28 protein-coding genes and 1 pseudogene are annotated in these 23,445 nt (G+C 60.5%); 15 read left to right on the forward strand and 14 right to left on the reverse strand.

From position 1 onward, the window contains the following. Positions 1-213: 213 nt before the first annotated feature. Complete coding sequence (locus VNX23_RS31170) at positions 214-546, reverse strand: MarR family winged helix-turn-helix transcriptional regulator (RefSeq protein ID WP_414643097.1); 333 nt, start codon at positions 544-546, stop codon at positions 214-216. Between VNX23_RS31170 and VNX23_RS27885 the strand changes: the two genes are divergently transcribed. Beyond that, positions 427-771, forward strand: coding sequence for a hypothetical protein (locus VNX23_RS27885; RefSeq protein ID WP_325634792.1), 345 nt, complete (start codon positions 427-429; stop codon positions 769-771). The genes VNX23_RS31170 and VNX23_RS27885 overlap by 120 nt on opposite strands. On the opposite strand, the gene VNX23_RS27890 is transcribed toward VNX23_RS27885, so the two are convergent. The 8 genes and pseudogenes from VNX23_RS27890 to VNX23_RS31175 form a co-directional block, all read right to left on the reverse strand. Then, positions 750-1,328: an acyl-CoA thioesterase gene (locus VNX23_RS27890; protein ID WP_325634793.1), complete on the reverse strand. Its 579-nt coding sequence runs from the start codon at positions 1,326-1,328 to the stop codon at positions 750-752. The genes VNX23_RS27885 and VNX23_RS27890 overlap by 22 nt on opposite strands. Positions 1,329-1,394: 66 nt before the next feature. After that, positions 1,395-2,096 (reverse strand): AraC family transcriptional regulator, encoded by a 702-nt coding sequence (locus VNX23_RS27895; RefSeq protein WP_325634794.1) that lies wholly within the window; start codon positions 2,094-2,096, stop codon positions 1,395-1,397. Positions 2,097-2,607: 511 nt separating this feature from the next. Beyond that, a complete protein-coding gene (locus VNX23_RS27900) occupies positions 2,608-2,976 on the reverse strand; it encodes a hypothetical protein (protein WP_325634795.1) in 369 nt (122 codons plus the stop codon). A gap of 431 nt (positions 2,977-3,407) precedes the next feature. Continuing rightward, positions 3,408-3,626 carry a hypothetical protein gene (locus VNX23_RS27905; protein WP_325634796.1) on the reverse strand — a complete coding sequence of 73 codons (219 nt, stop codon included), beginning with the start codon at positions 3,624-3,626 and terminating at the stop codon, positions 3,408-3,410. Between the two features lie 192 nt (positions 3,627-3,818). Then, the gene (locus VNX23_RS27910) at positions 3,819-4,235 is read right to left on the reverse strand and encodes a DUF2380 domain-containing protein (RefSeq protein WP_325634797.1); all 417 of its coding nucleotides are present in this window, start codon (positions 4,233-4,235) and stop codon (positions 3,819-3,821) included. A gap of 61 nt (positions 4,236-4,296) precedes the next feature. Continuing rightward, the gene (locus VNX23_RS27915; protein WP_325634798.1) at positions 4,297-4,701 is read right to left on the reverse strand and encodes a hypothetical protein; all 405 of its coding nucleotides are present in this window, start codon (positions 4,699-4,701) and stop codon (positions 4,297-4,299) included. A 340-nt stretch (positions 4,702-5,041) separates the two neighbouring features. Next, positions 5,042-5,431, reverse strand: a complete 390-nt coding sequence (locus VNX23_RS27920; RefSeq protein WP_325634799.1) for a septal ring lytic transglycosylase RlpA family protein — start codon at positions 5,429-5,431, stop codon at positions 5,042-5,044. A 191-nt stretch (positions 5,432-5,622) separates the two neighbouring features. Next, a pseudogene (locus VNX23_RS31175) lies at positions 5,623-5,823 on the reverse strand (hypothetical protein); the annotation flags it as partial. Between the two features lie 303 nt (positions 5,824-6,126). Here VNX23_RS31175 and VNX23_RS27925 point away from each other — a divergent pair. Next, positions 6,127-6,360, forward strand: coding sequence for a hypothetical protein (locus VNX23_RS27925; protein ID WP_325634816.1), 234 nt, complete (start codon positions 6,127-6,129; stop codon positions 6,358-6,360). Between the two features lie 26 nt (positions 6,361-6,386). On the opposite strand, the gene VNX23_RS27930 is transcribed toward VNX23_RS27925, so the two are convergent. Further along, on the reverse strand, positions 6,387-7,301 hold the full coding sequence (locus VNX23_RS27930) for an alpha/beta hydrolase (RefSeq protein ID WP_325634800.1): 915 nt from the start codon (positions 7,299-7,301) through the stop codon (positions 6,387-6,389). Positions 7,302-7,539: 238 nt separating this feature from the next. Between VNX23_RS27930 and VNX23_RS27935 the strand changes: the two genes are divergently transcribed. The 6 genes from VNX23_RS27935 to VNX23_RS27960 all read left to right on the forward strand — a co-directional run bounded on the left by VNX23_RS27935 (position 7,540) and on the right by VNX23_RS27960 (position 13,935). Further along, positions 7,540-7,848 carry a hypothetical protein gene (locus VNX23_RS27935; RefSeq protein ID WP_325634801.1) on the forward strand — a complete coding sequence of 103 codons (309 nt, stop codon included), beginning with the start codon at positions 7,540-7,542 and terminating at the stop codon, positions 7,846-7,848. After that, positions 7,845-8,228 (forward strand): BA14K family protein, encoded by a 384-nt coding sequence (locus tag VNX23_RS27940; RefSeq protein ID WP_325634802.1) that lies wholly within the window; start codon positions 7,845-7,847, stop codon positions 8,226-8,228. Before VNX23_RS27935 ends, VNX23_RS27940 begins: the two co-directional genes overlap by 4 nt. Positions 8,229-8,639: 411 nt before the next feature. Continuing rightward, positions 8,640-9,899 (forward strand): virginiamycin B lyase family protein, encoded by a 1,260-nt coding sequence (locus tag VNX23_RS27945; RefSeq protein WP_325634803.1) that lies wholly within the window; start codon positions 8,640-8,642, stop codon positions 9,897-9,899. Between the two features lie 224 nt (positions 9,900-10,123). Continuing rightward, positions 10,124-11,749, forward strand: a complete 1,626-nt coding sequence (locus VNX23_RS27950) for a choline dehydrogenase (protein ID WP_325634804.1) — start codon at positions 10,124-10,126, stop codon at positions 11,747-11,749. 105 nt (positions 11,750-11,854) lie between these two features. Beyond that, the gene (gene hemC, locus VNX23_RS27955; protein WP_325634805.1) at positions 11,855-12,835 is read left to right on the forward strand and encodes a hydroxymethylbilane synthase; all 981 of its coding nucleotides are present in this window, start codon (positions 11,855-11,857) and stop codon (positions 12,833-12,835) included. A gap of 329 nt (positions 12,836-13,164) precedes the next feature. Beyond that, entirely contained in the window at positions 13,165-13,935 is a 771-nt protein-coding gene (locus VNX23_RS27960) for a formylglycine-generating enzyme family protein (protein WP_414643096.1), read from the forward strand. A 51-nt stretch (positions 13,936-13,986) separates the two neighbouring features. Here the strand turns inward: VNX23_RS27960 and hemE are convergent, their stop codons facing one another. Beyond that, on the reverse strand, positions 13,987-15,033 hold the full coding sequence (gene hemE, locus VNX23_RS27965) for a uroporphyrinogen decarboxylase (RefSeq protein WP_325634807.1): 1,047 nt from the start codon (positions 15,031-15,033) through the stop codon (positions 13,987-13,989). A 163-nt stretch (positions 15,034-15,196) separates the two neighbouring features. Here hemE and VNX23_RS27970 point away from each other — a divergent pair, with 163 nt between their 5' ends. After that, positions 15,197-15,409, forward strand: a complete 213-nt coding sequence (locus tag VNX23_RS27970; protein ID WP_325634808.1) for a hypothetical protein — start codon at positions 15,197-15,199, stop codon at positions 15,407-15,409. A 47-nt stretch (positions 15,410-15,456) separates the two neighbouring features. Here VNX23_RS27970 and VNX23_RS27975 read toward each other — a convergent pair whose 3' ends face one another. Together VNX23_RS27975 and VNX23_RS27980 are read right to left on the reverse strand one after the other, a co-directional pair. Beyond that, entirely contained in the window at positions 15,457-15,672 is a 216-nt protein-coding gene (locus VNX23_RS27975; RefSeq protein WP_325634809.1) for a SlyX family protein, read from the reverse strand. Further along, a complete protein-coding gene (locus tag VNX23_RS27980) occupies positions 15,665-16,417 on the reverse strand; it encodes a rhodanese-related sulfurtransferase (protein ID WP_325634810.1) in 753 nt (250 codons plus the stop codon). The genes VNX23_RS27975 and VNX23_RS27980 overlap by 8 nt, the downstream gene beginning before the upstream one ends. Positions 16,418-16,636: 219 nt before the next feature. Between VNX23_RS27980 and ggt the strand changes: the two genes are divergently transcribed. Further along, on the forward strand, positions 16,637-18,223 hold the full coding sequence (gene ggt / locus VNX23_RS27985) for a gamma-glutamyltransferase (RefSeq protein WP_325634811.1): 1,587 nt from the start codon (positions 16,637-16,639) through the stop codon (positions 18,221-18,223). 121 nt (positions 18,224-18,344) lie between these two features. After that, complete coding sequence (locus tag VNX23_RS27990; RefSeq protein ID WP_325634812.1) at positions 18,345-19,553, forward strand: MFS transporter; 1,209 nt, start codon at positions 18,345-18,347, stop codon at positions 19,551-19,553. Between the two features lie 90 nt (positions 19,554-19,643). Here VNX23_RS27990 and VNX23_RS27995 read toward each other — a convergent pair whose 3' ends face one another. Then, the gene (locus VNX23_RS27995) at positions 19,644-19,778 is read right to left on the reverse strand and encodes a hypothetical protein (RefSeq protein ID WP_325634818.1); all 135 of its coding nucleotides are present in this window, start codon (positions 19,776-19,778) and stop codon (positions 19,644-19,646) included. Between VNX23_RS27995 and VNX23_RS28000 the strand changes: the two genes are divergently transcribed. From VNX23_RS28000 to VNX23_RS28015, 4 genes are all read left to right on the forward strand, one after another. Continuing rightward, a complete protein-coding gene (locus VNX23_RS28000) occupies positions 19,726-20,127 on the forward strand; it encodes an FKBP-type peptidyl-prolyl cis-trans isomerase (protein WP_325634817.1) in 402 nt (133 codons plus the stop codon). The genes VNX23_RS27995 and VNX23_RS28000 overlap by 53 nt on opposite strands. A gap of 19 nt (positions 20,128-20,146) precedes the next feature. Continuing rightward, positions 20,147-20,680: a cupin domain-containing protein gene (locus tag VNX23_RS28005; protein WP_325634813.1), complete on the forward strand. Its 534-nt coding sequence runs from the start codon at positions 20,147-20,149 to the stop codon at positions 20,678-20,680. 187 nt (positions 20,681-20,867) lie between these two features. Then, complete coding sequence (locus VNX23_RS28010) at positions 20,868-21,899, forward strand: alpha/beta hydrolase (protein ID WP_325634814.1); 1,032 nt, start codon at positions 20,868-20,870, stop codon at positions 21,897-21,899. 290 nt (positions 21,900-22,189) lie between these two features. After that, positions 22,190-22,678 carry a VOC family protein gene (locus tag VNX23_RS28015; protein ID WP_325634815.1) on the forward strand — a complete coding sequence of 163 codons (489 nt, stop codon included), beginning with the start codon at positions 22,190-22,192 and terminating at the stop codon, positions 22,676-22,678. Positions 22,679-23,445: the final 767 nt, after the last annotated feature.

The raw sequence follows: 23,445 nt of genomic DNA on the forward strand, positions 1-23,445 counted from the left end.
TTGTTCCCTCGCATAACAATATTGTTCTACAGTAGTACAAAATGTCAACTAAATGATCGAGCCTTGGCGAGGCGCTTTTCGGAAACAGGCGCCGGTTCCGACAGGAAAACCGACCAGCCCACGGCGACGGAATCGAAACCGAAGCAGAACGGGCGGTCGCCCCGCCCTCAATTTCGCAAGATCTTGGAACGGGCTGTACCGGCAGGCCTCGCTTCAGCTGTCGGAACTGTCGGCCGAAGTCTTGACCTTGCTGAGCAGTCGAATCAGGAGTTTGCGCTCGGCTTCGCTTAGGCCGGCAGCAATTCTCTTCTCATGGTCCTTGTTTGCTTGTCGGAGCCTGCGCATCAGAGCCTCACCTTTTTTGGTCAAAAATAGAGCGCTGGCCCGTTGGTCGTGGGCGGACGGGCCCCGTCGTGCGATGCCGCGATGCTCGAGATCATCGAGGAGGGTAACGAAATTTGCACGCCTGATCCCGATCGCAAGGCAAACGTGCTGTTGCTTCAGGCCCGGGTTTCGTTCGATGACGGTCAATATGCCGTATTGCACCGGACGGATTTTGAATCTGGAAAAGCTTCTCAAGAAATCGCGAAACACGGCGAGCTGGGCTTGCCGGAGGGCATATCCAACAAGGTCGGGAAGATGACCGAGGTCGATTGTTTCGGGCGACGAATTTGGAGGACGACGCGCTCGCTGAGCAGGCTTGGCTGTCTTCGTCATCAGGCTCGGCTAAAATCACGAGGGGTCACTGATCAGCTGACCTTGAACTGTTGAATCAATTCCGGCGGCAACGGCAGAGGCTTGAGATTAGGCGGACTTTCGCAATCGATCGCGCACCAAACTCTGGTCTCCTGCGTTTCGGCCATCACCTCCTCATCTTTCAGGAACTGATGTGTAACGTCGAAGCTCGACCGCCGAAATTCGCGAATCGTGGACGCGATCTCTATCGCATCCGCAAGTCTTAGCACCTGGACAAAACGGCCGCGGACATCGACCAAGGGCATATTGGCACCGTATTTGGCCATAAGCTCTGATTTACTCATGCCAGTAGCCGCCTGAAACAGCAGCGCCGTGCTCCAGTCCGAGAACTCGAAGTAGCGGCTGTTGAAGAGCGCTCCAGAAGGGTCGCAATGACCCCACTCGATCGTGGTCGGTCTTCGATTGACAAGATAAGCCAACTGCAAAGCTCCAGGGTCGCGGCTGAATTCCCGAGCTCGAATAGCGCCTTGCGGGGTACCTCGTTGAACACATTCAATGCGTCCAATATCTCCCGATGTCAACAGAATGTGCTCGCGCTCGAAGGTCGATCCCTCTCCATCGGCTTCTCTCACGCCGCATCGAAGTACGGGAGGTGGCGATTGATCGAGCCGGAAGGAGAGGGCCATCCTCCAGGAACATCAGCCCATCTTTCCTTCTCTTTCACGGAAGACCTGCGGTGTAACGCCGGTGTATTTTCGGAAGGAGCGGACGAAGTGTGACGGATCGGCGAACGCAAGATCGTAGGCAATCTCGTGGATTGATTGGTTTGAAAACACAAGCTGACGCTTGGCTTCAGTGAGCACCCGCTGTCTGATGAGGTGTCCTGCGGTGATCCCGATTGCGCGCTTGACATGATTGTTGAGGCGGTCGGGGGTCATGGCGAGCTTCGCCGCGTAGAAATCGAGCAGCCGCTCGCTACGAAAATTCTTCTCGACCAGTTCACGGAGCCTATCGACGATCGGGTCCGCTGGCTGAAGTGTTACTGCACCTGCAGGCCCTCGCGCCGCAGCGAGGCGCGTAACCTCTGTAGAGATCAACGCAAGATAACCGCGCGTCGCGAGTCGGAACCCTTCGCGGGACAAAAGCAGCTCTTCTTGCAGACCGGCGCACAGCGCGGACAGCCGATTGACCTGCTCGATGTCGGTCATGGGGACAACGGGCTCGACCGCCAATGCATTGAGCCGCGCAGTCGCCGCACTCGACCGATTGCCGAACATCTGAGTCACGTCCTCCGTAAAACTCAGAACCCAGCCTTCAGTCGATCGCTGAAACCAGAAGCCGTGCGCGACCCTGGCGGGGATCAGGATTGCGGCCGGCGCAGCAAAGGTTGCCGTGGTCACCTCAAACCGCATCTTGCCGCCCCCGCGCTCGATCACCAGGATTTGGAAGAGATTGGAGTGGCGGTGGATATCGATCGTCCAATCGTGGATTGAACTCCGCGACGAGATCGTTTCGATATGAATGAAGTCGAACGCCTGTTCGTCAGGCGGATCGCCGTAGAGATGGAATAGAGGTAAGCTCATTACGCACGACATAGCCTAGACTAGCCGAGCGCTCCGTCTGAGAAAACAGAGCTTCTGGGATATTGGTGTTGCGGTGCAGCGCTCCCCCGACTGGAATCCCCAACCGAATTCAGTCTAGCTCGTTGATTTGCTTAGGCCTGCCGTTCCCGGCAAATCATCCGCCTTCTTGGTCAGCCGCTCTATCGGAATGTTTCTGCCGGCCAAAACCCGCGGGACTTCGCGCTCGGAAGCAGTGGGTTTCGCGATGTAGCTGACCCCCGCCGCCAAGTCGACCAGCGATGCGAGATATTGCGCAACGCCCTTCGCTTTTTGGTTGAACGGAGCAAATCTATCCGGCGCGAGCACCGTTGGGGACTTCGGCTTCGGGAACGGCGAGTTGCGGCATAATTCCGTCGGCAAACCCGATATCGAACAGCATTCCTTCGGACACCTCGCCCGCCATCGTGCGCGCGGCCAGGTTGACCACGAAAAGAGACTGCTTGCCTTCCAGTTCAGCACGCGGGTTCGAACGCTCCTTCTTCATCCCCACAAGGATGCTGCGCTGATGATCGCCGAAATTGACCCTTAGCCGGATGAGCCTGGCGGAGTTTTGAACATCCTCGACACGTTCGATCGTTCCCACGCGGATATCGAGCTTGTTCAGATCATCCAGCGTGACCGTCGGCTTGATAGTGGCTGGTCTGAATTCTTCTGCCATGGGTTACTCTGGTTTGGCCGTGGATTAAACGCGGCACCTGATGCTGCGGTCCGCGACGGGCGAAATTGCATCAAGCCTATCGCAGCCACGGTCCAAGTCTCAATGCCGAGCGGGCTGAACAAAATCCAAAAGCGACGCACGAGTCTACTCGTCCCAGATGCGCTCCCCGCACGAACACCTGTACAGGCGCACGATCCTGCCCTTTCGGGGGTCGAGCATCCTATCGACAAGGACCGGAAGCGCGTTGCAAAGCGGACAGCGAGGGCGTGTCGCCTGATCGCTTGATTCGGGGAGTTGGCCTTCCTTCCTGGTCATTGCCGGGTCCATCGCCCACCTGTCCCGAATTGGCGCGGCTACGCGAACGCCCGGCGGTTGCGGACCAACCGGGTGAGGGCCGTTGTGATCAAATGGAAAAGCTTGTTCCCGTGGAACTAGGTTCCGATTCGCCTTACAGCTATGTCGGCGATCTCTGCCGGATCGTTCACGCCAAGCTCGTGAACTTCAATCACCTTTTCGGCAACGAGTTCGGTCATCGGATCATTGCGATCGACCAAGCCAAGCGAACGCAAGGCAAGCTCGAACGCTCGGTCCAACAGCTCGAATTTATCCGGGTCGAGCCCGCTGCTCCTCAGCAAGCGATTGATTGGCATTGCCCCGTCCCCATCCGCCCGAAGAAACACCGGCAGATTGGATTTTTCCCTGTGCGAAACAAGGTGCGACAGGAGCACATCTCCTCGATGTGTTACAAATGAACACAAGAGACTGTGCCCCCTTGCACGTCGCCAAGAACAAGCACGAATCTCTGAAATTGGCAATTCAGGTCACGGCCCAGCGATCCCCGCTCACAGGTTGATCCACAGTCCAGACGTTTCCGGAAAAACCCGGCTGCGATTTTGCCAATGCGACGTCCCGTTCTGTTGCGCTTGCTCGAGAAGCCGGTCGCTGATCGGGCGCGATGCGCCTTTGCTCCACGAATAATTAGCCCTCATTCGAAGCCCGCTGTCGCCGGCCAAGATGAGATCGCCGGTTTGGGGCATCGCGAAGCTGAAACCTGAATGTATAGTCGGTCCGACTGACCGCCTGATGACGCCGATCAGGAATTGATCCGCACCGGGTTTCAGCGCGATGGCCGCGTCGCAGCCACCGCGATCATGAAGGCTGCGCGTTTTCGCGGCGTCCGCATCGCCGCCGGTCACGACCACGCGATAGCGCCCGGACGATGAACAGGGGTCCTGCAGACCCGCTCGACGACCCCCCAACGGAACGCAACCCAGCTCCCGTGTCGCGAGCGAGCAAGCCAGTGGCCGGACGAGTGCGGCTTCAGGCGATGCTGCTGCCCTCCATCATCTTGCGTTTGACGGTTTCGCAGGTCTTGCGGACGTCCTCGGTGAACAGCGCGCATTCCTCGATACGCTTGAAGATCTTCTTGGCTTCCTCGCGATATGCGGTTGCGGTATCGCGCATATAGGCAATCGCACTGTGCACGTCGGCGGTCATTGCCTCGCATTTCTTCGCCGCGCCGATCAGCTCGGCGCCCATCGCTTCGATCTCCTTGGCTGCGGCCTCATAGTCGCGCACCACGGCTTCGGCGGAAAGCGCGCCGACACGCGACACGCCCTCCCGATGCTCGACATAGTCCGGCAAGGGCTCGGACGGAACCGCCGCTGCCGTCCTGATCGGCAACGCGGCGGAAGCCGCCGTGACTTCTGCTTCAAGTTTGGTCATATCCACTGCTTTGGTTCTCGGAAATTTCTCGATCATCGCCATGGGTCAATCCTTCAACTCGGGTCCGGACTCAACCCGTGAGCAAAAGGGACCGATCCGCCAGCAGTCCGGACAACAGCCGTCGGGCCCTGACCACCCCACGGGACAGCCCCCTCGGAATGGCGGGCTGATAGTGAATCCTGATTCGTGGCGAAAGATTCGCAAAACTGCGGCGAATGCTTATCCTGACCGACTGTTCCAAAAAAGCCGCACAGATCGTTCTGGAGTGACGGTTGGTGACGGTTGGCAACGGTCCGCCAATACCGAATTCCGGCAACACATCAGCGGATCGGCTAGCTTCTCATTCGTAACCGGCGCGGCGCACCCTGACGCGACACAAGCCGTGACACCCGATCTTGCGCGCGGCACCGAGCGAAAAATCCAGCACCCTGCCGTGCGCAAAAGGCCCGCGGTCCTGGACCGGGCATTCGATTTTTTTGCCGTTCTCGAGATTGGTGACGACGAAGATCGTGCCGAGCGCTTCCGTGCGGTGAGCGCAAGAGACTTCGTGGGGATGGAAGCGCTTGCCGCGCGCGTCCCATTTGTCTTCCCAATAGACAGAAGCTTCCTCGTTATCGGCGGGTGGACGCGCGATGCGACCCATCCAGATTTGCTGAAACGTGTCGGCGTGCGCCGGCAACGAGACGAGCATGAACGCAAACGCAGCCAATCTTGCTTTTGTAACGAGCATTCTACTGCATCAACACAAAGGACCGATGGTCGGCTTATGGTTAATGCGTGGGCAATAATTTTGGCGGTGGCGTGTTCGAATTTGGCGCTCCGCCGGGCGGCGGCGGGGCACAAATGCAGCTCGAAACGAGCTTCGTCACGCCCCGATCGACTGATCAATCGACCTTCAGATCTATTGCCGCGCGTGGCGAGCGAGTACGGGCAGATTTGCTCGTGCGCGATCCTTACGAATTCCTCAATCTCGCTTTGGTCGCGGTCCGGCGCGGAGATTTCGAGTTTGACGGCGAGCTCGAAAAAGCCCTTTTCATTTCGGCCGATCGTCACATGGGCCGCGACGCTGGATTCCCGCATCGGCGCCTTGCGTTCTCTCGCAACCCGCAAAAGCGCGCTCGCGAAACAGGCCGCCTAGCCGGCTGCGAAAACTGCTCGGGGTTTGTCGCCACGGCGCCCGGCCCGCCCAACTCCTCAAGGTACGCCAGATGCAGGTCCAGCAAATTGGCCGATGATCGGACGCTTCCGCTGCAGCATGGCGCTTGCATGGCCGCCTCTTTCCTGCATGTCGCTTCCGCGTTCGGCCCCTGTCCCTTCCGCTGTCAACAGGGCGGAAACCATTCGCCGTTTCTGCAGCGCCTGCTAACGATTTGGAAAATCGTACCGATCAAAGTCGCTGCTGACAAACAGCAACAGGGGGATGTCATGAGCGCCAAGGCTGTCATGGAAAACGTGCGACGATATCGGGCGATCGCGTCATTGTATCGGCAGACCGCTTCCTTCCGTCCGGTGCAGAAATGGTCCCTGCTGGACCAGGCCGAGGAGTGGGAACGTCTGGCGGTCAGCGAGCTCGAGGCTTATTTCAAGACCTGCGACATCGCCACAGCCAGGGCGGCTGTGCATGCCGAGACGTCGTGGGAAATGCTGGCCGCTGCCTGAGCCGCGTGAAGCGCGCGAGGCTTCGTTCAGCCAAAGAAGTCCCGCAACATTTTGTTGACGATGTCGGGACGTTCGACCTCCGGAAGGTGACCGACGCCGTCGAGAACTTCCAGTTTGCCTTGGGGCAACACCTTGACCAGAACGGCCGCGTTGTCGTTGGCCGGATTCACCTGATCCTCGCGTCCGGAAATCATCAGCACCGGAAAATTCAGCTTTCCGGCGATCTCCTGCGGACTGTAGCCATTGGCGAGACCGAGCTTGACGCCGTGCATGAAGCCGCGCGGGCTGGTGGCACGCAGAACATTGCTGACGAGTTCGATGGTCTGCGGTGAAGCCTTGGCAGCGAGCAGTGCGCTGCTTCGCGCGCCAAACGCATATCCGCCCTTGGCGATCTGCGCTTCGCGGGTGGCGAGGATCTGGCTCTTTTGCTCCTCGCTCATGTTGTGCGGCCCGATGCCGGTTCCGGTCATGGCAAGCTTGACGATCCGGCCGGGATAATAAATGCCGAAGCACTGCGCCACGCGGCTGCCGAAGGAATTGCCGAGGAGGTTGACGCGGTCGAGCTTCAATGCCGCGAGAAAATCCTTGAGTGCGTGGGCAAAGGTCTCGCAGTCTGGATTGTCGGTTTTCAAGGCATCGGAAAGCAGATAGCCCGGCGCATTCCAGGCCACGACGTGATAGCGGTCCGACAGGCCCGAGAGCTGGAATCGCCAGTGCATGGAATTGGAGCCGACACCGTGCAACAGCACGATCGCGGGTGCGTCCTGGCGTCCCGCCTCCATATAGCTGAAGCGGTCACCGAGATAGTTCGCGCGCGCGGCGGGTGGGATTTCCGCGAATTTCAAATCGGGCAGCGGGGGAAGGGAAGGCGTCTGCGCCGCGGCAGGGACTGCCGAGAGCAAACCAAGGCCCAAAACCGCAAGCGACTTCGGCACGAACATGCAAGACCCCAAACGCGTCACGAAGGATGGGCGAGAGCAGGCTGATCCGCCAATTCCGGCAAAGAGCGAACCCGCGGGCGGATCATAAGGATTTTGCGGCTACTTACAATTGGCCGTCCGTTCATTGTCTCATCTCGACCTGCATCTCCGAGGCGAGCTTTCCCCGGCGTCATTATGTTTACGTTTATCGGGGAATGATGCATGATCGATTCCGGCTCGGCTTTTGCGGAGTGAGACCATGCCTGCGCGATATCCAGTCACCATCCTCCTGGCGATGGGCATCGCCGTTGCGCCCGCCTTCGGCCAGACGTTCGTCGCGCCCTCCAACCGCGTGGCGCTCAGCTTCGGCATGACGCCGCAGGAAGCATCGCAAACGCTTGGCGTACCGCTTTATTGCGTGCGCTGCAGTCGTGGGAGCGAACTGCTGCTCGCCATTCCCAATGTCAAGGGCGCCGCCTTGTCGTTTCGCAGCGATGGACTCTACCTTCAGTTTCGCAAAGGCCGGCTCACCGGATGGAAGGGCGATTGGGGGACGATCCGGCCATGAGTGAAAGACTTGCGTCGATCGCATTCGGTTCAAGAAAAATGTCGCTTGCCGTGCTCGCGGCGTTTGTCTTCGTCACGCCGGTTTTGGCAGGCGATTATTATGGCCCGCGTCCTCTCCGTTACGGCAACACCAGCAGCTGGTCTTTCGACGCCCGCAACGACGACCGCGACTTTCCCAGCAATGGATTCTTCCCTGGTAATTTTGCCGCAGACCCATGGCAAGCCTCGATCGGCGCGGCCGGCTTCCTCGAAAGCAATCCGTACCGCTCGCCATGGCGTTATCCGTCCGAAGTCTATTTCGGCCCTCCGGCCAACCAGGTCGCCTGCGCGCGACGCCTCAAGGACCGACATCGCCAGCCTTGCGCGCGCTCGGCGCATTGACCTGGAGCTCCGATTCCGAAGTTCGCAAGCTGTCGTGACGGGCTCTGATGCGAACTTCGGAATCAAAGGAGCTCTGGCAACTTGGTGATTTGAGTAGCGGCTTTGAATATGAAGTTCCTATCACGAACTTGCCGCCATACCGATAGGAAGCCTTGCGAGGAACGCTGCTATCGCGATCGCGTGAATTGCACGGCCTGTCGCTTTGTTCGGCAACCGTGGCCGGGACATTCAACTAAAAGCGGATGACACCAGGAACGAAGTTGAACTTCATTGCATGCCTTTGTTGCGCGCCGAATGCTTGACGGCGGGCACCCGCGCAGCTTAGCTGGCGCCGCAAAATATCCAGACGGCTTGGTTCAACAAAGCGTTTTTCCAACAGAGCCTTCGTCCAATAAAGCTTGGGGAGAGATAATGACGCGCGGCAAATCACTCATTCTTGTCTTGGGCATGATGGTCCTTGGGATGCCCGTGGCCCATGCGCAGTACACGGCAAAGGAATGGCCGGAGGGATCGAGCAAGCAGAGATTCGCCGATACGTGCGGCGGCTGCCACGACATCAATCGGGTTCGTGTCGGATACACTCCCGACGGCTGGCTGACGGTCGTGCGCATGATGCAGAATATGAACGCGCCTGTCCCAGCCGAAGAGTGGGGCGCGATGACCGACTACCTCATCAAGAACTTTCCGGAGCGGAAGCGTCCCGAGGCGGTCATCATCGACGGCCCTGCGAAGGTCGACATCAAAATGTGGGACGTGCCCACGCAAGGGTCGCGCCCGCACGATCCGCTCGGTGCCCGCGACGGCTCGATCTGGTGGACCGGTCAACTGGTCAACAAGCTCGGCCGCGTCGACCCGAAGACCGGCGCCATCAGGGAATATACCCTGAAGTCGGCGTTCACCGGCCCGCACGGGTTGGTCGACGACAAGGCCGGCAATATCTGGTTCACCGGCAACAACACGGGGCTGATCGGCAAGCTCGACCCCAACACCGGCGTTGTCACCGAATATCCACTGCCGGATCCGAACGCGAAGGATCCGCACAGCCTCACCTTCGACCAGAGCGGAATTCTGTGGTTCACGGTCCAGCAGGCCAACATGGTCGGTCGGCTCGATCCCGCGAGCGGCGCAATCAAGCTCGTCACTTCGCCGACCCCGAAATCGCGGCCCTACGGCATCCAGATCAACGAGCAGGGCGTGCCTGTGTTTGTCGAGTTCGGCAGCAACAAGATCGCGACCATCGACCCCAAGACGCTCGCGATCAAGGAATACCCGCTGCCCGATGCGGCCGTACGGCCGCGACGCCTCGCCATCGGTCCCGATGGCATGATCTGGTATGCGGATTTCGCGCGGGGGTTCATTGGCAAGCTTGATCTGGCAACGGGCGCGGTGAAGGAGTGGCCGTCGCCGAGCGGACCGAAGTCCGAACCTTACGGCATGGTCTTCACCAAGGGCGCGGTGTGGTACAACGAGTCCGGCGCCAAGCCGAATACGATCGTCCGCTTCGATCCGGCGACGGAGAAATTCCAGAGCTGGGCGATTCCCGGTGGCGGCGACATCGTGCGCAACATGTCCCTGTTGCCCAACGGCGATCCCGTCATGGCCAACAGCCTCGTGAATCAGGTCGGCGAGGTCGAAATCAAGCAGGCGGGCACGCCCGCCGCCGCCCACTGATTTTCTTCGAGTTCTTTTCAGGGGCCGTCTGGTCGTTGAAATCGGATCAGGCGGCCCTCTGCGTGGCCGGCGGTGAAGTTTTGCGTTTGCCCCCCGGGCGTTTTGCTCTTTGCGCGAGATTCCGTGCATTGACCGGGCGGCTGACCCTGCGCTCAGATATGGCCCAAGCGCGCCGTTCACCACATTTCAGGTCGCGCCAGCGCCGTCGCGAGTGAGGAAATGACATGAGCCGAAGGGCTTCACCGGCCGCCGAAATTCTCGAATTCGACTACGTCATCGTTGGCGCGGGCTCGGCCGGATGCGTGCTCGCCCATCGCCTGAGCGCCGATGGAAAGAATTCGGTGCTGCTGCTCGAAGCCGGTCCAAGGGACACCAACCTCTGGATTCACGTGCCACTCGGTTACGGCCGGCTGTTCAAGGAAAAAACCGTCAACTGGATGTACCAGACCGAGCCGGAGCCTGAGCTCGACGGACGACGCGTATTTCAGCCGCGCGGCAAGGTGCTGGGCGGATCGAGTTCGATCAACGGCCTGCTTTATGTTCGCGGCCAGCACGAGGATTACGATCGCTGGCGCCAGCACGGCAACCAGGGCTGGGGTTTTGACGACGTCCTGCCCTACTTCAAGAAAGCCGAAGACCAGCAACGCGGGGCGGATGATTTTCATGGCGTCGGTGGCCCGCTGCCGGTCTGCGATCTCGGGCATCCCGATCCGCTTTCTGCCGCCTTCATCGCCGCGGCGGCCGAGACCGGGCTGCCGGTCAACCGCGATTTCAACGGCGCCTCGCAGGAGGGCGCCGGATTTTTCCAGACCACGACCCGGCATGGCCGGCGGGCGAGTGCGGCGGTCGCCTATCTTCGTCCGGCCAGGCGCCGCAACAACCTGCGGATAGAGACCTCAGCGCTCGCGCGGCGCATCGTCTTCGATGGACGCCGTGCCGTTGCGGTCGAATATGGCCAGGCGGGACGTCAGAAGACCGCGCGGGCGCGCAGGGAAATCCTCGTCTCGGGCGGTGCCTTCAACTCTCCGCAATTACTGCAGCTCTCAGGCGTCGGCCCTGCGGAATTGTTGCGCCGGCACGGCATTGAAGTCGTGATGGATGCGGCGGGCGTCGGTCACGATCTGCAGGACCATATGCAGGTCAGGGTGATCATGCGCTGTTCCAAACCCATCACGCTCAACGACGTCGTCAATTCTCCCACCCGCAAGTTTCTCACCGGATTGCAATATGCGGCGTTGCGCAAGGGCCCGCTGACGATCGCGGCGGGCACGTCCGGCGCCTTCTTCAAGACCAATCCGCGCCTGGCGACGCCCGATATCCAGGTTCACTTCCTGCCGTTTTCGACCGACAGGATGGGAGAAAAGCTGCATTCGTTCTCGGGCTTCACCGCATCGGTCTGCCAGTTGCGTCCCGAGAGCCGTGGTTCGCTTCGCATCAAAAGCGCGGAGGCGGAAGCTGCGCCGGAGATACGGATCAACTATCTCTCGACCGAAGCCGACCGTACCGCCAATGTCGAGGGTTTGAAGATGCTGCGCAAAATCCTCGCCGCGCCCGCGCTCAAACCCTATGTCGTCGAGGAGATCGATCCGGGGGCCAAGGTCGCAAGCGACGAGGAGCTATTGCAGTTTTGCCGCGCGCGGGGCTCAACCATCTATCATCCGACCTCGACGTGCCGGATGGGAAATGATCCGCTTGCCGTCGTCGATCAGCGGCTTTGCGTTCGCGGGCTCGGAGGCCTGCGCGTCGTTGATGCCTCGGTCATGCCCGACCTCGTCTCAGGTAACACCAACGCGGTGGTCATCATGATCGCGGAGAAAGCCTCCGATGTGATCTTGCAGGACGTGCGGTAGAAAACTATCGCTCCGGACAGGTTTGCTTCCCGCCTCAGCGCGTTCTATCTTGCAAACTTGCGGATAACCACGGTTTTTTCCGCACGTCAATTCGGAGAGGAGCTCTTGGCAATTCGACTGCGGATCGGCACGCGCAAAAGCGCCATGGCGCTGGTGCAGACCGAGCAGATTGCTCGGCAGCTTGCCGCGGCTGTGGCCGATATTGACGTCGAGATCGTCAAGTTCGAGACCACTGGCGACATCGATCAGACCAGCAAGCTTTTGCAGCATGGCGGCAAGGGCGGCGCCTTCGTCGCCGAAATCCGCGATGCCGTTCGCGCGGGAAAGTTGCACGCGGCCATGCATTCGCTCAAGGACATGCCGGGCAACGAGGACACCCCTGGGCTCGTGATCGGCGCGACGCTGAGCCGCGAGTCCGCAAGCGACGTTCTGGTGCTGCGGCCGGGTATCTCGCTCGAGGAATTCCGGCGGTCGCGCGGCAAGGGATTCAAGATCGGCACCAATGCCGTGCGGCGTGCGGCTTACGCGCGCCGGCTGTTTCCGGAAGTGGAGGTGATCCATTTTCGCGGCGCAGCCGACACGCGCATGCGCAAGCTCGACCAAAAGCAAAAGCAGCGTCTTCCAGGCGGCGGCGAGACGGGTCCGGCGGATGCCCTGATCATGGCGCGTTCGGGATTGGAGCGCGTTCGCCTTGCGGGGCGCATCGCCTATGAATTTTCGCGCGCGGAAATGCTGCCTGCGGTGGGGCAGGGGATTGTCGCGGTGGAATGCGCCATCGATGATTGGCAGACGCGGGGCATTCTGGCTTGCATCGACGATCTCGAAACGCACCGATGCGCCGACGCCGAACGCGAAGTGCTGTGGGTGCTCAACGGCCATTGTAATTCGCCGATCGCGGGATATTCGAGCATCGACGGCGCGCAGATGTCGCTGACCGCCTCGGTGCTCGATGAAGCAGGCCTCATGTTCATCGAAGCCTCCGGCCGCGGGCCCGCCGACCGCCCGCGCGAGCTTGGCCGCGCGGTCGCCCTGGAATTGCTGGCGAAGGGCGCATCCGACATCATCGAACGCAGCCGGCCGCGATAATCTCCAAGGCACCTCGCGCTTTGGGCCTTGTACTCATGGATTCGTGGCGCTCCAAGCAGACGTATATCGACCTTTGTCGATTGTGCTTGCCAAAGCAGACGTTGTACCGATCTCGCGGCATGTCCACCAAGGGCCCAGAAGCAGAAAGAGATAAGGTCAGCTGCACCACTTGCTGAGTTTCCTAACTGTTGTCAGATAGGATTTGTATGAGGACCAAGACCGCACTTATTTACATCATCTCAAGCCTATTTTGGCTTGGAGCCCTCACCTGGGTTGAAACGGGAGCACCGGCAGAGACTGCAAAGCAGAGGTCCTCGGCTGCCCCGATCGTGCTTACTCAGAACCAGGCGAAAGGCGTCGGCAAAGCCGTTTCTGAGTTCAGGGATTGCGCGGTTGCCTGTCCACTCATGGTGGTGATTCCCGCGGGCACATTTACAATGGGCTCGTCTGAAAACGAGGTGGGTCGGACTGCGGGCGAAGGTCCTCAGCACGAAGTGACGATCGCCGAACCCCTTGCCGTTTCCGAATACGAGATAACGTTCGATCAGTGGGATGCCTGCGTGGAAGCCGCGGGCTGCCCGAGTGCCAAGGACGCGTGGGGGCGGGGCGTCATGCCCGTGATCAATGTAAGTTGGGACGACGCCAAACTCTATGTGGCTTGGCTCTCGCGGGTCACAGGCAAAGAGTACCGACTGCTGAGCGAGGCCGAGTGGGAGTATGCGACACGCTCTGGCTCAAACACGCGCTATTGGTGGGGAGACGAGCCTGGCATCGGAAACTCCAACTGCAACGGTTGCAATGACGGCCCTATTCTGCAAACCGCGCCGGTTGGGTCATTCCGGCCCAATACGTTTGGGCTCTTCGACATGCACGGCAACGTCTGGGAATGGGTGGAAGACATTTGGCACGACAGCTACGATGGCGCACCAGTCGATGGTTCGGCATGGCTCCAGGGCGGCGATGCCAATTATCGCGTCATTCGAGGCGGATCCTGGCACAACGAGACCGAACTCGTCCGTGCCGCTGTCCGGTTCGATCGGGAAAGAAAAGTCAGGTTCGACACGCTTGGATTTAGAGTGGGCCGGAGCATGAGACCGTAGCGATACTGCGGTAGTCATCACTTTGCGCTCACGCGGCGCTTTGAGTCCGGATCATGCCTTGTACGCCCGCACCCGCCTGAGCATCCGTTCGACATGCGCGATCGGGGTTTCCGGCAGGATGCCGTGGCCGAGGTTGAAGATCAGGCGCCCTTGCGCGTAATCGTCGAGCACGTCGTCGACCGCGCGATCGAGCGCCGCGCCGCCGGCCATCAGCGCCAGCGGATCGAGATTGCCCTGAACCGCGACGCGGTTCTGCACACGCTTCCGGATCAATGACGGCTCGGCTGCCCAGTCGATGCTGACGGCATCGACGCCTGTCGCCTCCACATATCCCGGCAGCAACGCGCCTGCGCCCCTGGGAAAGCCGATGATCCTTGCGTCAGGGACTTGCTTGCGCACCCCTTCGACAATGCGGCGGGTCGGCTCGGTCGACCAGCGCGCAAATTCGCGCGGCGGCAGCACGCCGGCCCAGGTATCGAAAATCTGCACGGCATCGGCGCCGGCCTTGAGCTGGCCGAGCAGATAGCGGATCGAATTCTCGACCAGCACGTCGACGATTTTCGAAAAGGCATCGACGTGGCAATAGGCCATCATCCGCGCCGGCGCCTGATCCGGCGTGGCTTGTCCAGCCACCATGTAGGTGGCGACCGTCCATGGCGCGCCGCAGAAACCGATCAGCGCGATTTTTGGATCGAGCTTTTGGCGGACGCGGGAAAGCGCCTCGAACACGGGCTCGAGCTTGTCGAAGTCGGCATGCAAAGCCAATGTTTTGACCTTCTCCGGCGTATCCAGGGGATCGAGCCGCGGGCCTTCGCCGGCTTCGAATTGTACGGAGCGGCCGAGCGCGTGGGGGATGACGAGAATATCCGAGAAGATGATCGCGGCGTCGAAGTCGAAGCGGCGAATGGGCTGCAACGTGACCTCAGTGGCGTATTGTGGCGTGAAGCAAAGATCGAGGAAGCCGCCGGCCTTGGCGCGGACCTCGCGGTACTCCGGCAGGTAGCGGCCGGCCTGCCGCATCATCCAGACCGGCGGTATCGCCTGCCTGCGGCCGGAAAGCACTTCAAGAAACGGTTTAACAGTATGATTCCGGGGCAAACGCTTGGTCCGCTGCGTTAATCGGGAGACGAGATGAGCTTCTGATTACACTGTGGACGCGGACAAGGCCAAGGCTAAGAAGGGATCGAAAGCCATTGGCTAGGCTCCGTCGCCCGGAACATGGGGTGTCGCCCCCGCGTTATCTCGGACATGGAGGCTCAACATGGCTGACAAATTCAATCCCGCGCCGCATGACAAGCATGCCGACAAGCCCGGTAGCGCCCGCGCGGCCGGCCGCGATAGGCACGAAAGGCTGGATACCGGACTGGAAGACAGTTTTCCGGCCTCCGATCCCGTCAGTGTGGCACAGCCGGCGCCATCAAAGCCGCACCGCAAAGGCGAAAGGGCACGCGGCCGTAAAAGACAGGCTGCGTGATCCGCCGGACCATCACGGAGCGCAGATCGCGGAGAGCCTGTCTCATCTCAATAATGCGGCGGCGGCTCGTTTGCGGGCCGCGGTATGTGCGTTTCGGCCTCTTGCAGGCGCTCGTTGAGAATTAAGAGCTGGCGCGTCAGCGCGTCGATCCTGGTCCATTGCTCGGTGACGGTCTTGTTAAGAGTTTCAATGGCATCGTCCTGAAACGTCAGCCTTGTCTCGAGCCTGTCCATGCGATCAATCAGCGTCTTGGAGTCACTCATCGCAATGTTGTCCTGTCGGGCGCTGGCGCAATCCATGGCCGAGCGCGATGCGTTCGTCGAAGACAAAACATTCGCCGCGCCAGCGGCTTTGGTGTTCGGGCACGGTTTCCAGATATTTCAGAATGCCGCCCTTCAGCTGATAGACCTCGGCAAAGCCGCGCGCCAACAGATAGCTTGACGCCTTTTCGCAGCGGATCCCGCCGGTGCAGAACATCGCGATCTTCCGATGCTTGGCCGGATTTAGTCTTCGCGCGGTGAAATCCTTGAACTGGCCAAAACTGCTGATGCCGGGATCGAGGGCGCCTTCGAACGTGCCCATCGCCACCTCGAATGCATTGCGGGTGTCGATCAGGATTGTGTCGGGTGAAGTGATCAGGTCATTCCAGCAGGCCGGGTCGACATAGGTGCCGACCCGCAGCGTCGGGTCGGTCTCCGCGTCGCCCAGGGTCACGATCTCCTTCTTCAACCGGACCTTCAGGCGCTTGAACGGTAGTGCTGAAGCGCTTGAGAATTTCAGTTCGAGCTTGTCGAGCCGGCCGTCGAACAGATCGCCGTTGCGCAACGCCTGCACCAGTTCAGCAAGGGCGTCCGCCGTCCCCGCCAGCGTGCCGTTGATGCCCTCTTGCGCCAGCAACACGCTGCCCTTCAGCTTGAGATTTGCGCAAAGCGCCCGCAGCGGCTCCCGCAGGTCGCGGAAATCGGGCAGCGCGGCAAATTGGTAGAAGGCGACGACCTGGAAAGGCATGACGGTGGTTTATCAGGGCGCCTGCGGTGGGGAAAGGCCGACCGGATCTCCAGCCCGGCCCGCGAATTGAGCCTTTCGAAAAGCAGGAAGAATGCGCCCCGTCATGCACGCCAAGCATTGCCCAGCAAGGGATGAATGTGCCAAGTAACCCCGGAAAAAGCGCCCCCGGCATGCACCGAGGTCCACGCTGAAATCAGCGAAAAAAGCGAGCCATTTGGCATGAGAAATTTCCATCTCGCCGGCCGGTCGACGGTCCATTCCCAGAACGCGATGGTGGCGACGTCCCACCCGCTGGCCGCTCTGGCGGCGATCGATGTGCTGCGATCGGGCGGTACGGCCGCCGACGCCGCGGTCGCGGCCTGCGCGCTGTTAGGCGTGATCGAGCCGCAGTCGACCGGGATCGGGGGGGACTGCTTCGCGCTCATTCAGCCAAAGGGTGAAGGCAAGATCGTGGCCTATAACGGCTCGGGTCGCGCGCCGATGGCAGCGAAGGCGGAATGGTATCTCGAGCGCGACATGCACGCGATTCCGCTGACCTCGGCTCACGCCGTCAGTATTCCCGGCGCGGTCGATGGGTGGGCGACCATCCTGCGCGACCACGGCAAGCTCGGCCTCGACACGTTGTTGCAACGGGCGATCAAGGCGGCGGAAGAGGGATATGTCGTGGCACCCCGAATCGCCTTCGACTGGAACAACGGTTTTGAGAAGCTGAAAAAGGGCACCAACACCGAGCGCTATTTGTTGCCGCACGGCAAGCCTGCACTCGCCGGCGACGTCATCCGGCAGGCCGAGCTTGGTCAGACGCTGCGGGCGATCGCCAAGGGCGGCCGCGACGCTTTCTACAAGGGCGCCGTCGCCGAAGACATGGTCGAAACGCTGCGCGGCATCGGCGGCCTGCACACGCTGGAAGATTTTGCCGCGCACACGACCGAGACGACCGTGCCGATCGGCACCACGTACAAGGGGCTCGATATCTGGCAATGCCCGCCGAACGGACCGGGCATCACCATGCTGGTGATGCTCAACATCCTGTCGCATTTCGACCTGACGAAGTTTAAACCCGTGAGCGTCGAGCGGTTTCATCTCGAGGCGGAAGCCGCGCGGGTCGCCTACATGATGCGCGAGCAGCACATCGGCGATCCCGCTCATGTCAAGGTCGATGTGGCGCGGATTCTGGCGAAAGAATTCGCCGACGAATACGCCGGCAAGATCCGCATGGACCGGATGCTTGAATTGCCGAAAGTATCGCCGCCGATGAATCCCTCCACGGTTTACATCACCGTGGTGGACAAGGATCGCAACGTCTGCTCCTTCATCAATTCGATCGCGCACTCCTTCGGCTCGGCCATCGTCACCAACAAGACCGGTATCCTGCTGCAAAACCGCGGCGCGGGATTCCGCATTCAGCCCGGACATCCCAACTGCATCGCGCCCGGCAAGCGGCCGCTCCACACCATCATTCCGGCGCTCGCGACCAAAGGTGGCCGCGCGGTGATGCCCTATGGCGTGATGGGCGGGCAATACCAGCCGGTCGGGCAGGTGCACGTTTTGACCAACATGCTCGATTATGGCTGCGATGTGCAGGAAGCGATCGATATGCCGCGCGGCCTGCACTATGAGAATGTCTACCAGCTCGAAGACGGCGTGCCTGCAGAGGTGGTCGATGGGCTGAAGAAGCTCGGGCACCAGACCACCAAGATCATTCCGCCGCTCGGCGGCGGGCAGGCGATCTGGATCGATTGGGAGAAGGGTACGCTCACGGGCGGTTCCGATCCCCGCAAGGATGGCTGCGCGCTCGGCTATTGACGCAGCAGCCAAACCAGCGACGGCAGACGCGCCTGGTTGCACGAGGTGACGAACCTCTGCTTCACTGCGCGTGGCGCAGCACGCTGACCTTGCGTTCCGCGCCGGCGCCGGGGAGTTCGTCATGGCGAAGATAAGAGATCGGTATTTCGCCGGCCTGTCGCGGAATTCGTTCCTGCTGGCGCTGTCGAGCCTGTTCTCTGACATCTCGACCGAAATGGTCTATCCGATCCTGCCGATTTTCCTGACACAGACCTTGAAGGCAGACGGCGCGATCATCGGACTGGTGGAAGGCATCGCCACTGCGACGCAAAACATCGTCCAGGGCTTCTCCGGCTCGTTGTCCGACCGATTGCAGAGGAGGAAACCCATTGCGCTGGCCGGTTATTTGCTCTCGGCGATCAGCAAGCCGTTGATCGGAATTGCCACGGTCTGGGAAGGTGTGATGGGCGGGCGATTCCTCGACCGGCTAGGTGCCGGCACCCGTTCTGCGCCGCGCGATGCCATGATTGCGGCTTCGGTGGACGAGGCAAATCGCGGCCGGGCGTTCGGGCTCGAAGGTCTCGGCGACAATGCCGGGGCATTCCTCGGACCGTTGCTCGCGATCCTGCTGCTGATCGTGCTGCAGTTCGATATCCGCTTCATTTTCTATCTGGCGATCATTCCCGGTCTCCTCGGCTTCCTGATGGTCCTTCTGGTCGAGGAGCGGCCAGCGGCGGTCGAGGCGATAGCAAGAATCGACGTCAGCCCGCGGCGTTTTCCTTATGCCTACTGGAAATATCTGCTGGCGGTTGCGTTATTCGGGATCGGCAATTCCAGCAATGCCTTCCTGATCCTGCAGACCACCGAAATCGGCGCTTCCTTGACGACGACCATTCTGATCTATGCGGGATACAATCTGGTGGCGGCGCTGATTTCCTACCCGGCAGGATTTCTGTCAGACCGGCTCGGCCGCAGGAACGTCCTGCTTGCGGCGTTCGGCATCTTCCTTGCCACCTATCTCGGTTTTGCCCTCAGCCCGAACGTCGCGCTGATCGGAGCACTCTTCGTTCTCTACGGCCTCTATCAGGGAATATTCCGCGCGGTCGGCAAGGCGCTCGCCAGCGACTATGTGCTACCCGAGCTGCGCGCAAGCGGGGTCGGCTGGTACAATACGATCGTAGGACTGTGCGGCCTGGTGGCGAGCCTTGTCGGTGGATGGCTTTGGGACCATGTCGGACATACCAGCGTGTTCCTGTTTGGGGCGGCCTTCGCCGCGGTCGGCAGCGTGGCATTGTTGATCCTGGTTCCAGCTGACGTAACGGCGCTGCGCTCTTTCGACCCTGCCTCTTGAAGGGGGAGGCGATCTCGCCTCAAGTGTTTTTGCATGACCGGACGGGCTGGCAAGGCTTCGAGCGATGGGCTAGACAACCCTCTGATCGCTTCAGAAGGACTTGAAGAAAATGCGACGCTTTCCGGGTGCGACGACCCCGATATTGGTTGCTGTCGCGGTGGCATTTTTTGCAATGACAGCATTGATGCCGACCGCCGCATCAGCCCAGACCGCAGGAAAACCCATGACCACCGCTTCAGGATTGCAAATCATCGACAGCAAGGTTGGTACCGGAGCAACGCCAAAGCCCGGTCAGATCTGCGTGATGCATTACACCGGCTGGCTTTATGAGGACGGCAAGAAGGGCAAGAAATTCGACAGTTCGGTCGACCGCAACGAGCCGTTCGAATTTCCGATCGGGCAGCGCAAGGTGATCGCCGGCTGGGACGAAGGCGTTGCTTCCATGAAGGTCGGCGGCAAGCGCACGCTGATCATTCCGCCTGCGCTCGGTTATGGTGCCCGCGGCGCCGGAGGCGTCATTCCTCCGAACGCAACCCTGATCTTCGACGTCGAGTTGCTGGATGTGAAGGGCTGATATACTTCGGGAGCACGACATGGCGAAGGCGCACGATCACTCCCGTTCCGGTCACTCCCATTCCGATCATTCGCATGATCAGGGCGAAGAGCGCTGGAAGCATGACGGTGTCCGGGTCATTCCCGGCAGCCAGCTCGATCCCAACGTTCCTTCGACGCCTGGCATGGACCGCAAGGCCGCGATCAATTTCGCGCGCGCCGGCGCCCAGAAATTGTGGGCCGGCACCGTGACCATCAAGCCGGACGCCAAGACCGGCGCGCACCATCACGGCCATCTCGAGAGCATTATCTACGTCGTCAAGGGCAAGGCACGGATGCGCTGGGGCGAGCGGCTGCAATTCACCGCGGAGGCCAACCCCGGCGATTTCATTTTCGTGCCGCCCTATGTGCCGCACCAGGAAATCAACGCCAGTCCGGACGAGGTTCTGGAGTGCGTGCTGGTGCGCAGCGACGGCGAGGCGGTGGCGATCAATCTCGACATCGAGCCGGTCGAGAAACCCGAGACCGTGCTGTGGATCGATCCGGTGCACCGAGACCCGGCCGAGAAGAAGTAGGCCCGCCGTCATGGTCGCTTGTATGCGATCTTGCGCCCCAGCCCTGCCAGGTTGGACGGCTTCCGGCTGAGGGCGCGGTCTGATAGGTTGCGGTCGCCCGTGGAAACCTCAGATGGCTTCGTCTTCAAATTGACGCCGCGCTGCAGGGCGTTAAGAAAATCCCCAAGAATCAATCGGAGAGGAAATCGTGAAACCGTTCAATCAATCGCTTGGCCGCCGCACCGTGATCAAGGGTGCAGGCCTTGGCCTCGTTGCCGGCGGCGTCTCGGCTGCGCTTCCAACCGACCATGCGGTTGCGGCGATGGAAGGCGGCGAGATCTGGAGCAGCGAATATTGGGCAAAGAAGGGCGACGTGCCGCTGTGGATGTTCCGCAAGCGCGTCGGCGCGCCGAAGCCCGGCGAGCCGTCGAAGCCGGTACTGTTTTTCGTGCATGGTTCCTCGGTGACCTCGCGGTGTTTCGATATCAACGTGCCGGGCCATGCCGAGTGGTCCGTCATGAATGAATTCGCCCGCTACGGCTTCGATTGCTGGACCATGGATCATGAAAACTACGGCAAATCCGGCAAGACCTCCGGCAATTCGGACATCAAGAGCGGCGTCGAAGACCTGAAAGCCGCCGTCGAAGTCGTGGCCCGGGAAACCGGCCGGCAGAAATTTCATTTCATCGGGGAATCCTCCGGCGCGATCCGCGCCGGCGCCTATGCGATGGTCGCGCCCGAGCGCGTCGACCGCCTGGTGCTGGCGGCTTTCACCTACAAGGGCGAGGGATCGCCGACGCTCGCCAAGCGCGCCGAGCAGGTCGATTATTACCGCACCCACAACATGCGCAAGCGCGACCGCGACATGATTCGCTCGATCGCCACCCGCGACAAGCCCGGAACCAGCGATCAGGCGGCGGTCGAGGCGCTGGCCGATGTCGAGATGCAGTTCGGCGATCAGGTTCCGACCGGCACCTATCTCGATATGGTCGCCAATCTGCCGCTGGTCGATCCCAAGAAGGTGATGTCGCCGGTGCTTCTGGTGCGCGGCGAATATGACGGGATCGCCACCGTCGCCGACCTCGAGGAGTTCTTCAACACGCTGCCAAACGGCGACCGCCAGTTCATCATCCTTCCGGGTACCGCGCATTCCCTTGTGCTCGCCACCAACCGGCAATTGTTCTGGCATACGACGCGGGCGTTCCTCGACATGCCGACGCCGATTGCACGTAAGGGCTAGATCATGATGCGATTAAGCGGAATCGCATCATGATCTTTTCTCTTTATTTGAGCATGATCTGCGCGCAAACGTGTTCCGCGTTTGTCGCGAGGAAAAACCGGTTTCCACTTTGCGCTAACGCGGCCCTTTGTGGTCCGGATCATGCTCCAAAGCTTCATTCCGGGTTTTCGAGCGGCCCGGAATGAAGCGTTCCCGGCCGCCTTGCGGCGGGCAAAAATTCAAACGCCGCTGTCGGATCGGGGTCCGCTCGTTCGTCCTGTGGTCGGCCTTATCAGAGGAGAGCCTGACCCATGTCAAAAATCACGCCCTGCCTGTGGTTCGATGGTGAAGCCGAGGAAGCCGCGAAATTCTACGTTTCGCTGTTGCCGGATTCGCGGATCGAGCACATCCAGAAAAACCCCGTCGACGGTCCCGCCGGCAAGGCCGGCACCGTGCTGGTGGTCCAGTTCACGCTCGCCGGCCAGGAATATATGGCGCTCAACGGCGGCATGCGGTTCGAATATACCCACGCGGTCTCCTTCAAGATCGACTGCAAGGACCAGGCCGAGGTCGATCATCTCTGGGACGCGCTGTCCTGCAATGGCGGGTCGGTGGAACGATGCGGATGGCTCCGCGACCGCTATGGCCTTTATTGGCAGATCGTGCCGTCGGTCCTGCCGCAATTGCTCGGCGGAGCGGACCGCGCGGGCGCGGAGCGCGCAATGCAGGCGATGCTGAAAATGGTCAAGCTCGACATCGCCGAACTGAAGAAGGCCTATGAGGGCAAGTCGGCCGCGTGAGCGTCCGCGATCGGCGCTATAGCGTGATGATTTTTGGTTCAATCGCTTTGTCAGTCGAGCAGTTCACCTCTCCCCGCCGGGGAGAGGTCGGATCGCTCCTGGCGATGCGAAAGCATCGTCCAGCGCGATCCGGGTGAGGGGCACCGCCTCACGAAAGACTGTAACCCCTCACCCCAACCCTCTCCCAAAGGGAGAGGGAGCATACCTCCATTGCGACTCTAATCGAACCCAACTTCATCGTGCTTTAGTGGAGTGGATTTGACATTCGCTACCCAGCTAGTGCCCACTTTCCGAAGTTCGTATCCCGTTGCAGCACCCACCTTTCACGAACTTCGGAAAGTCATGGGCACTAGAAAACCTATGACTCTAGTGCCGCTTTTCGGTTTGAAGTTCCTGGATCGAATGCGCCGCTTGCACCGCAGGAACTTCAAATCGGCAGCACTAGCTGCAAGCTCGTGAAACGCGAATGTCAAATCCTAAACTCCACTAGTGTGGCGGTTCAGAAGTCCGCATCATTGTTACTGCGAGTTAGCGATGCGGACTTCTGAACCAAAGCCACACTAGAAATAATGATTTGCTAGTGTCCTTTCGATTCCGAAGTTCGCAAACCCGGTTGCCGCGCAATAATGCGAACTTCGCAATCAGGACACTAGAACCTATCTCAAAATTGCCTGAAGAGGATAAGTAGGCAAGCGAGTTGAACGAAACCGAGAAAGTTTTGAGGATAGAACTCCCAGCGGACCAGCAGGCGCCGGCGCCACTGAATC

Source organism: Bradyrhizobium sp., from assembly GCF_035570375.1.
Taxonomy (GTDB): domain Bacteria; phylum Pseudomonadota; class Alphaproteobacteria; order Rhizobiales; family Xanthobacteraceae; genus Bradyrhizobium.

Excerpts from the sequence above, each read along its gene's own strand:
- ggt (WP_325634811.1), top strand. The coding sequence starts at position 16,637 with ATGAGAAATTTCCATCTCGCCGGCCGGTCGACGGTCCATTCCCAGAAC.
- VNX23_RS27950 (WP_325634804.1), top strand. The coding sequence starts at position 10,124 with ATGAGCCGAAGGGCTTCACCGGCCGCCGAAATTCTCGAATTCGACTAC.
- VNX23_RS27940 (WP_325634802.1), top strand. The coding sequence starts at position 7,845 with ATGAGTGAAAGACTTGCGTCGATCGCATTCGGTTCAAGAAAAATGTCG.
- VNX23_RS27930 (WP_325634800.1), bottom strand. The coding sequence starts at position 7,301 with ATGTTCGTGCCGAAGTCGCTTGCGGTTTTGGGCCTTGGTTTGCTCTCG.
- VNX23_RS27975 (WP_325634809.1), bottom strand. The coding sequence starts at position 15,672 with ATGAGTGACTCCAAGACGCTGATTGATCGCATGGACAGGCTCGAGACA.
- VNX23_RS27905 (WP_325634796.1), bottom strand. The coding sequence starts at position 3,626 with ATGCCAATCAATCGCTTGCTGAGGAGCAGCGGGCTCGACCCGGATAAA.
- VNX23_RS27970 (WP_325634808.1), top strand. The coding sequence starts at position 15,197 with ATGGCTGACAAATTCAATCCCGCGCCGCATGACAAGCATGCCGACAAG.
- VNX23_RS27915 (WP_325634798.1), bottom strand. The coding sequence starts at position 4,701 with ATGACCAAACTTGAAGCAGAAGTCACGGCGGCTTCCGCCGCGTTGCCG.
- VNX23_RS27995 (WP_325634818.1), bottom strand. The coding sequence starts at position 19,778 with ATGGGTTTTCCTGCGGTCTGGGCTGATGCGGCGGTCGGCATCAATGCT.
- VNX23_RS27935 (WP_325634801.1), top strand. The coding sequence starts at position 7,540 with ATGCCTGCGCGATATCCAGTCACCATCCTCCTGGCGATGGGCATCGCC.
- VNX23_RS27990 (WP_325634812.1), top strand. The coding sequence starts at position 18,345 with ATGGCGAAGATAAGAGATCGGTATTTCGCCGGCCTGTCGCGGAATTCG.
- VNX23_RS27945 (WP_325634803.1), top strand. The coding sequence starts at position 8,640 with ATGACGCGCGGCAAATCACTCATTCTTGTCTTGGGCATGATGGTCCTT.
- VNX23_RS27920 (WP_325634799.1), bottom strand. The coding sequence starts at position 5,431 with ATGCTCGTTACAAAAGCAAGATTGGCTGCGTTTGCGTTCATGCTCGTC.
- VNX23_RS28000 (WP_325634817.1), top strand. The coding sequence starts at position 19,726 with ATGACAGCATTGATGCCGACCGCCGCATCAGCCCAGACCGCAGGAAAA.
- VNX23_RS27925 (WP_325634816.1), top strand. The coding sequence starts at position 6,127 with ATGAGCGCCAAGGCTGTCATGGAAAACGTGCGACGATATCGGGCGATC.
- VNX23_RS27885 (WP_325634792.1), top strand. The coding sequence starts at position 427 with ATGCTCGAGATCATCGAGGAGGGTAACGAAATTTGCACGCCTGATCCC.
- VNX23_RS27980 (WP_325634810.1), bottom strand. The coding sequence starts at position 16,417 with ATGCCTTTCCAGGTCGTCGCCTTCTACCAATTTGCCGCGCTGCCCGAT.
- VNX23_RS27900 (WP_325634795.1), bottom strand. The coding sequence starts at position 2,976 with ATGGCAGAAGAATTCAGACCAGCCACTATCAAGCCGACGGTCACGCTG.
- VNX23_RS28005 (WP_325634813.1), top strand. The coding sequence starts at position 20,147 with ATGGCGAAGGCGCACGATCACTCCCGTTCCGGTCACTCCCATTCCGAT.
- VNX23_RS28015 (WP_325634815.1), top strand. The coding sequence starts at position 22,190 with ATGTCAAAAATCACGCCCTGCCTGTGGTTCGATGGTGAAGCCGAGGAA.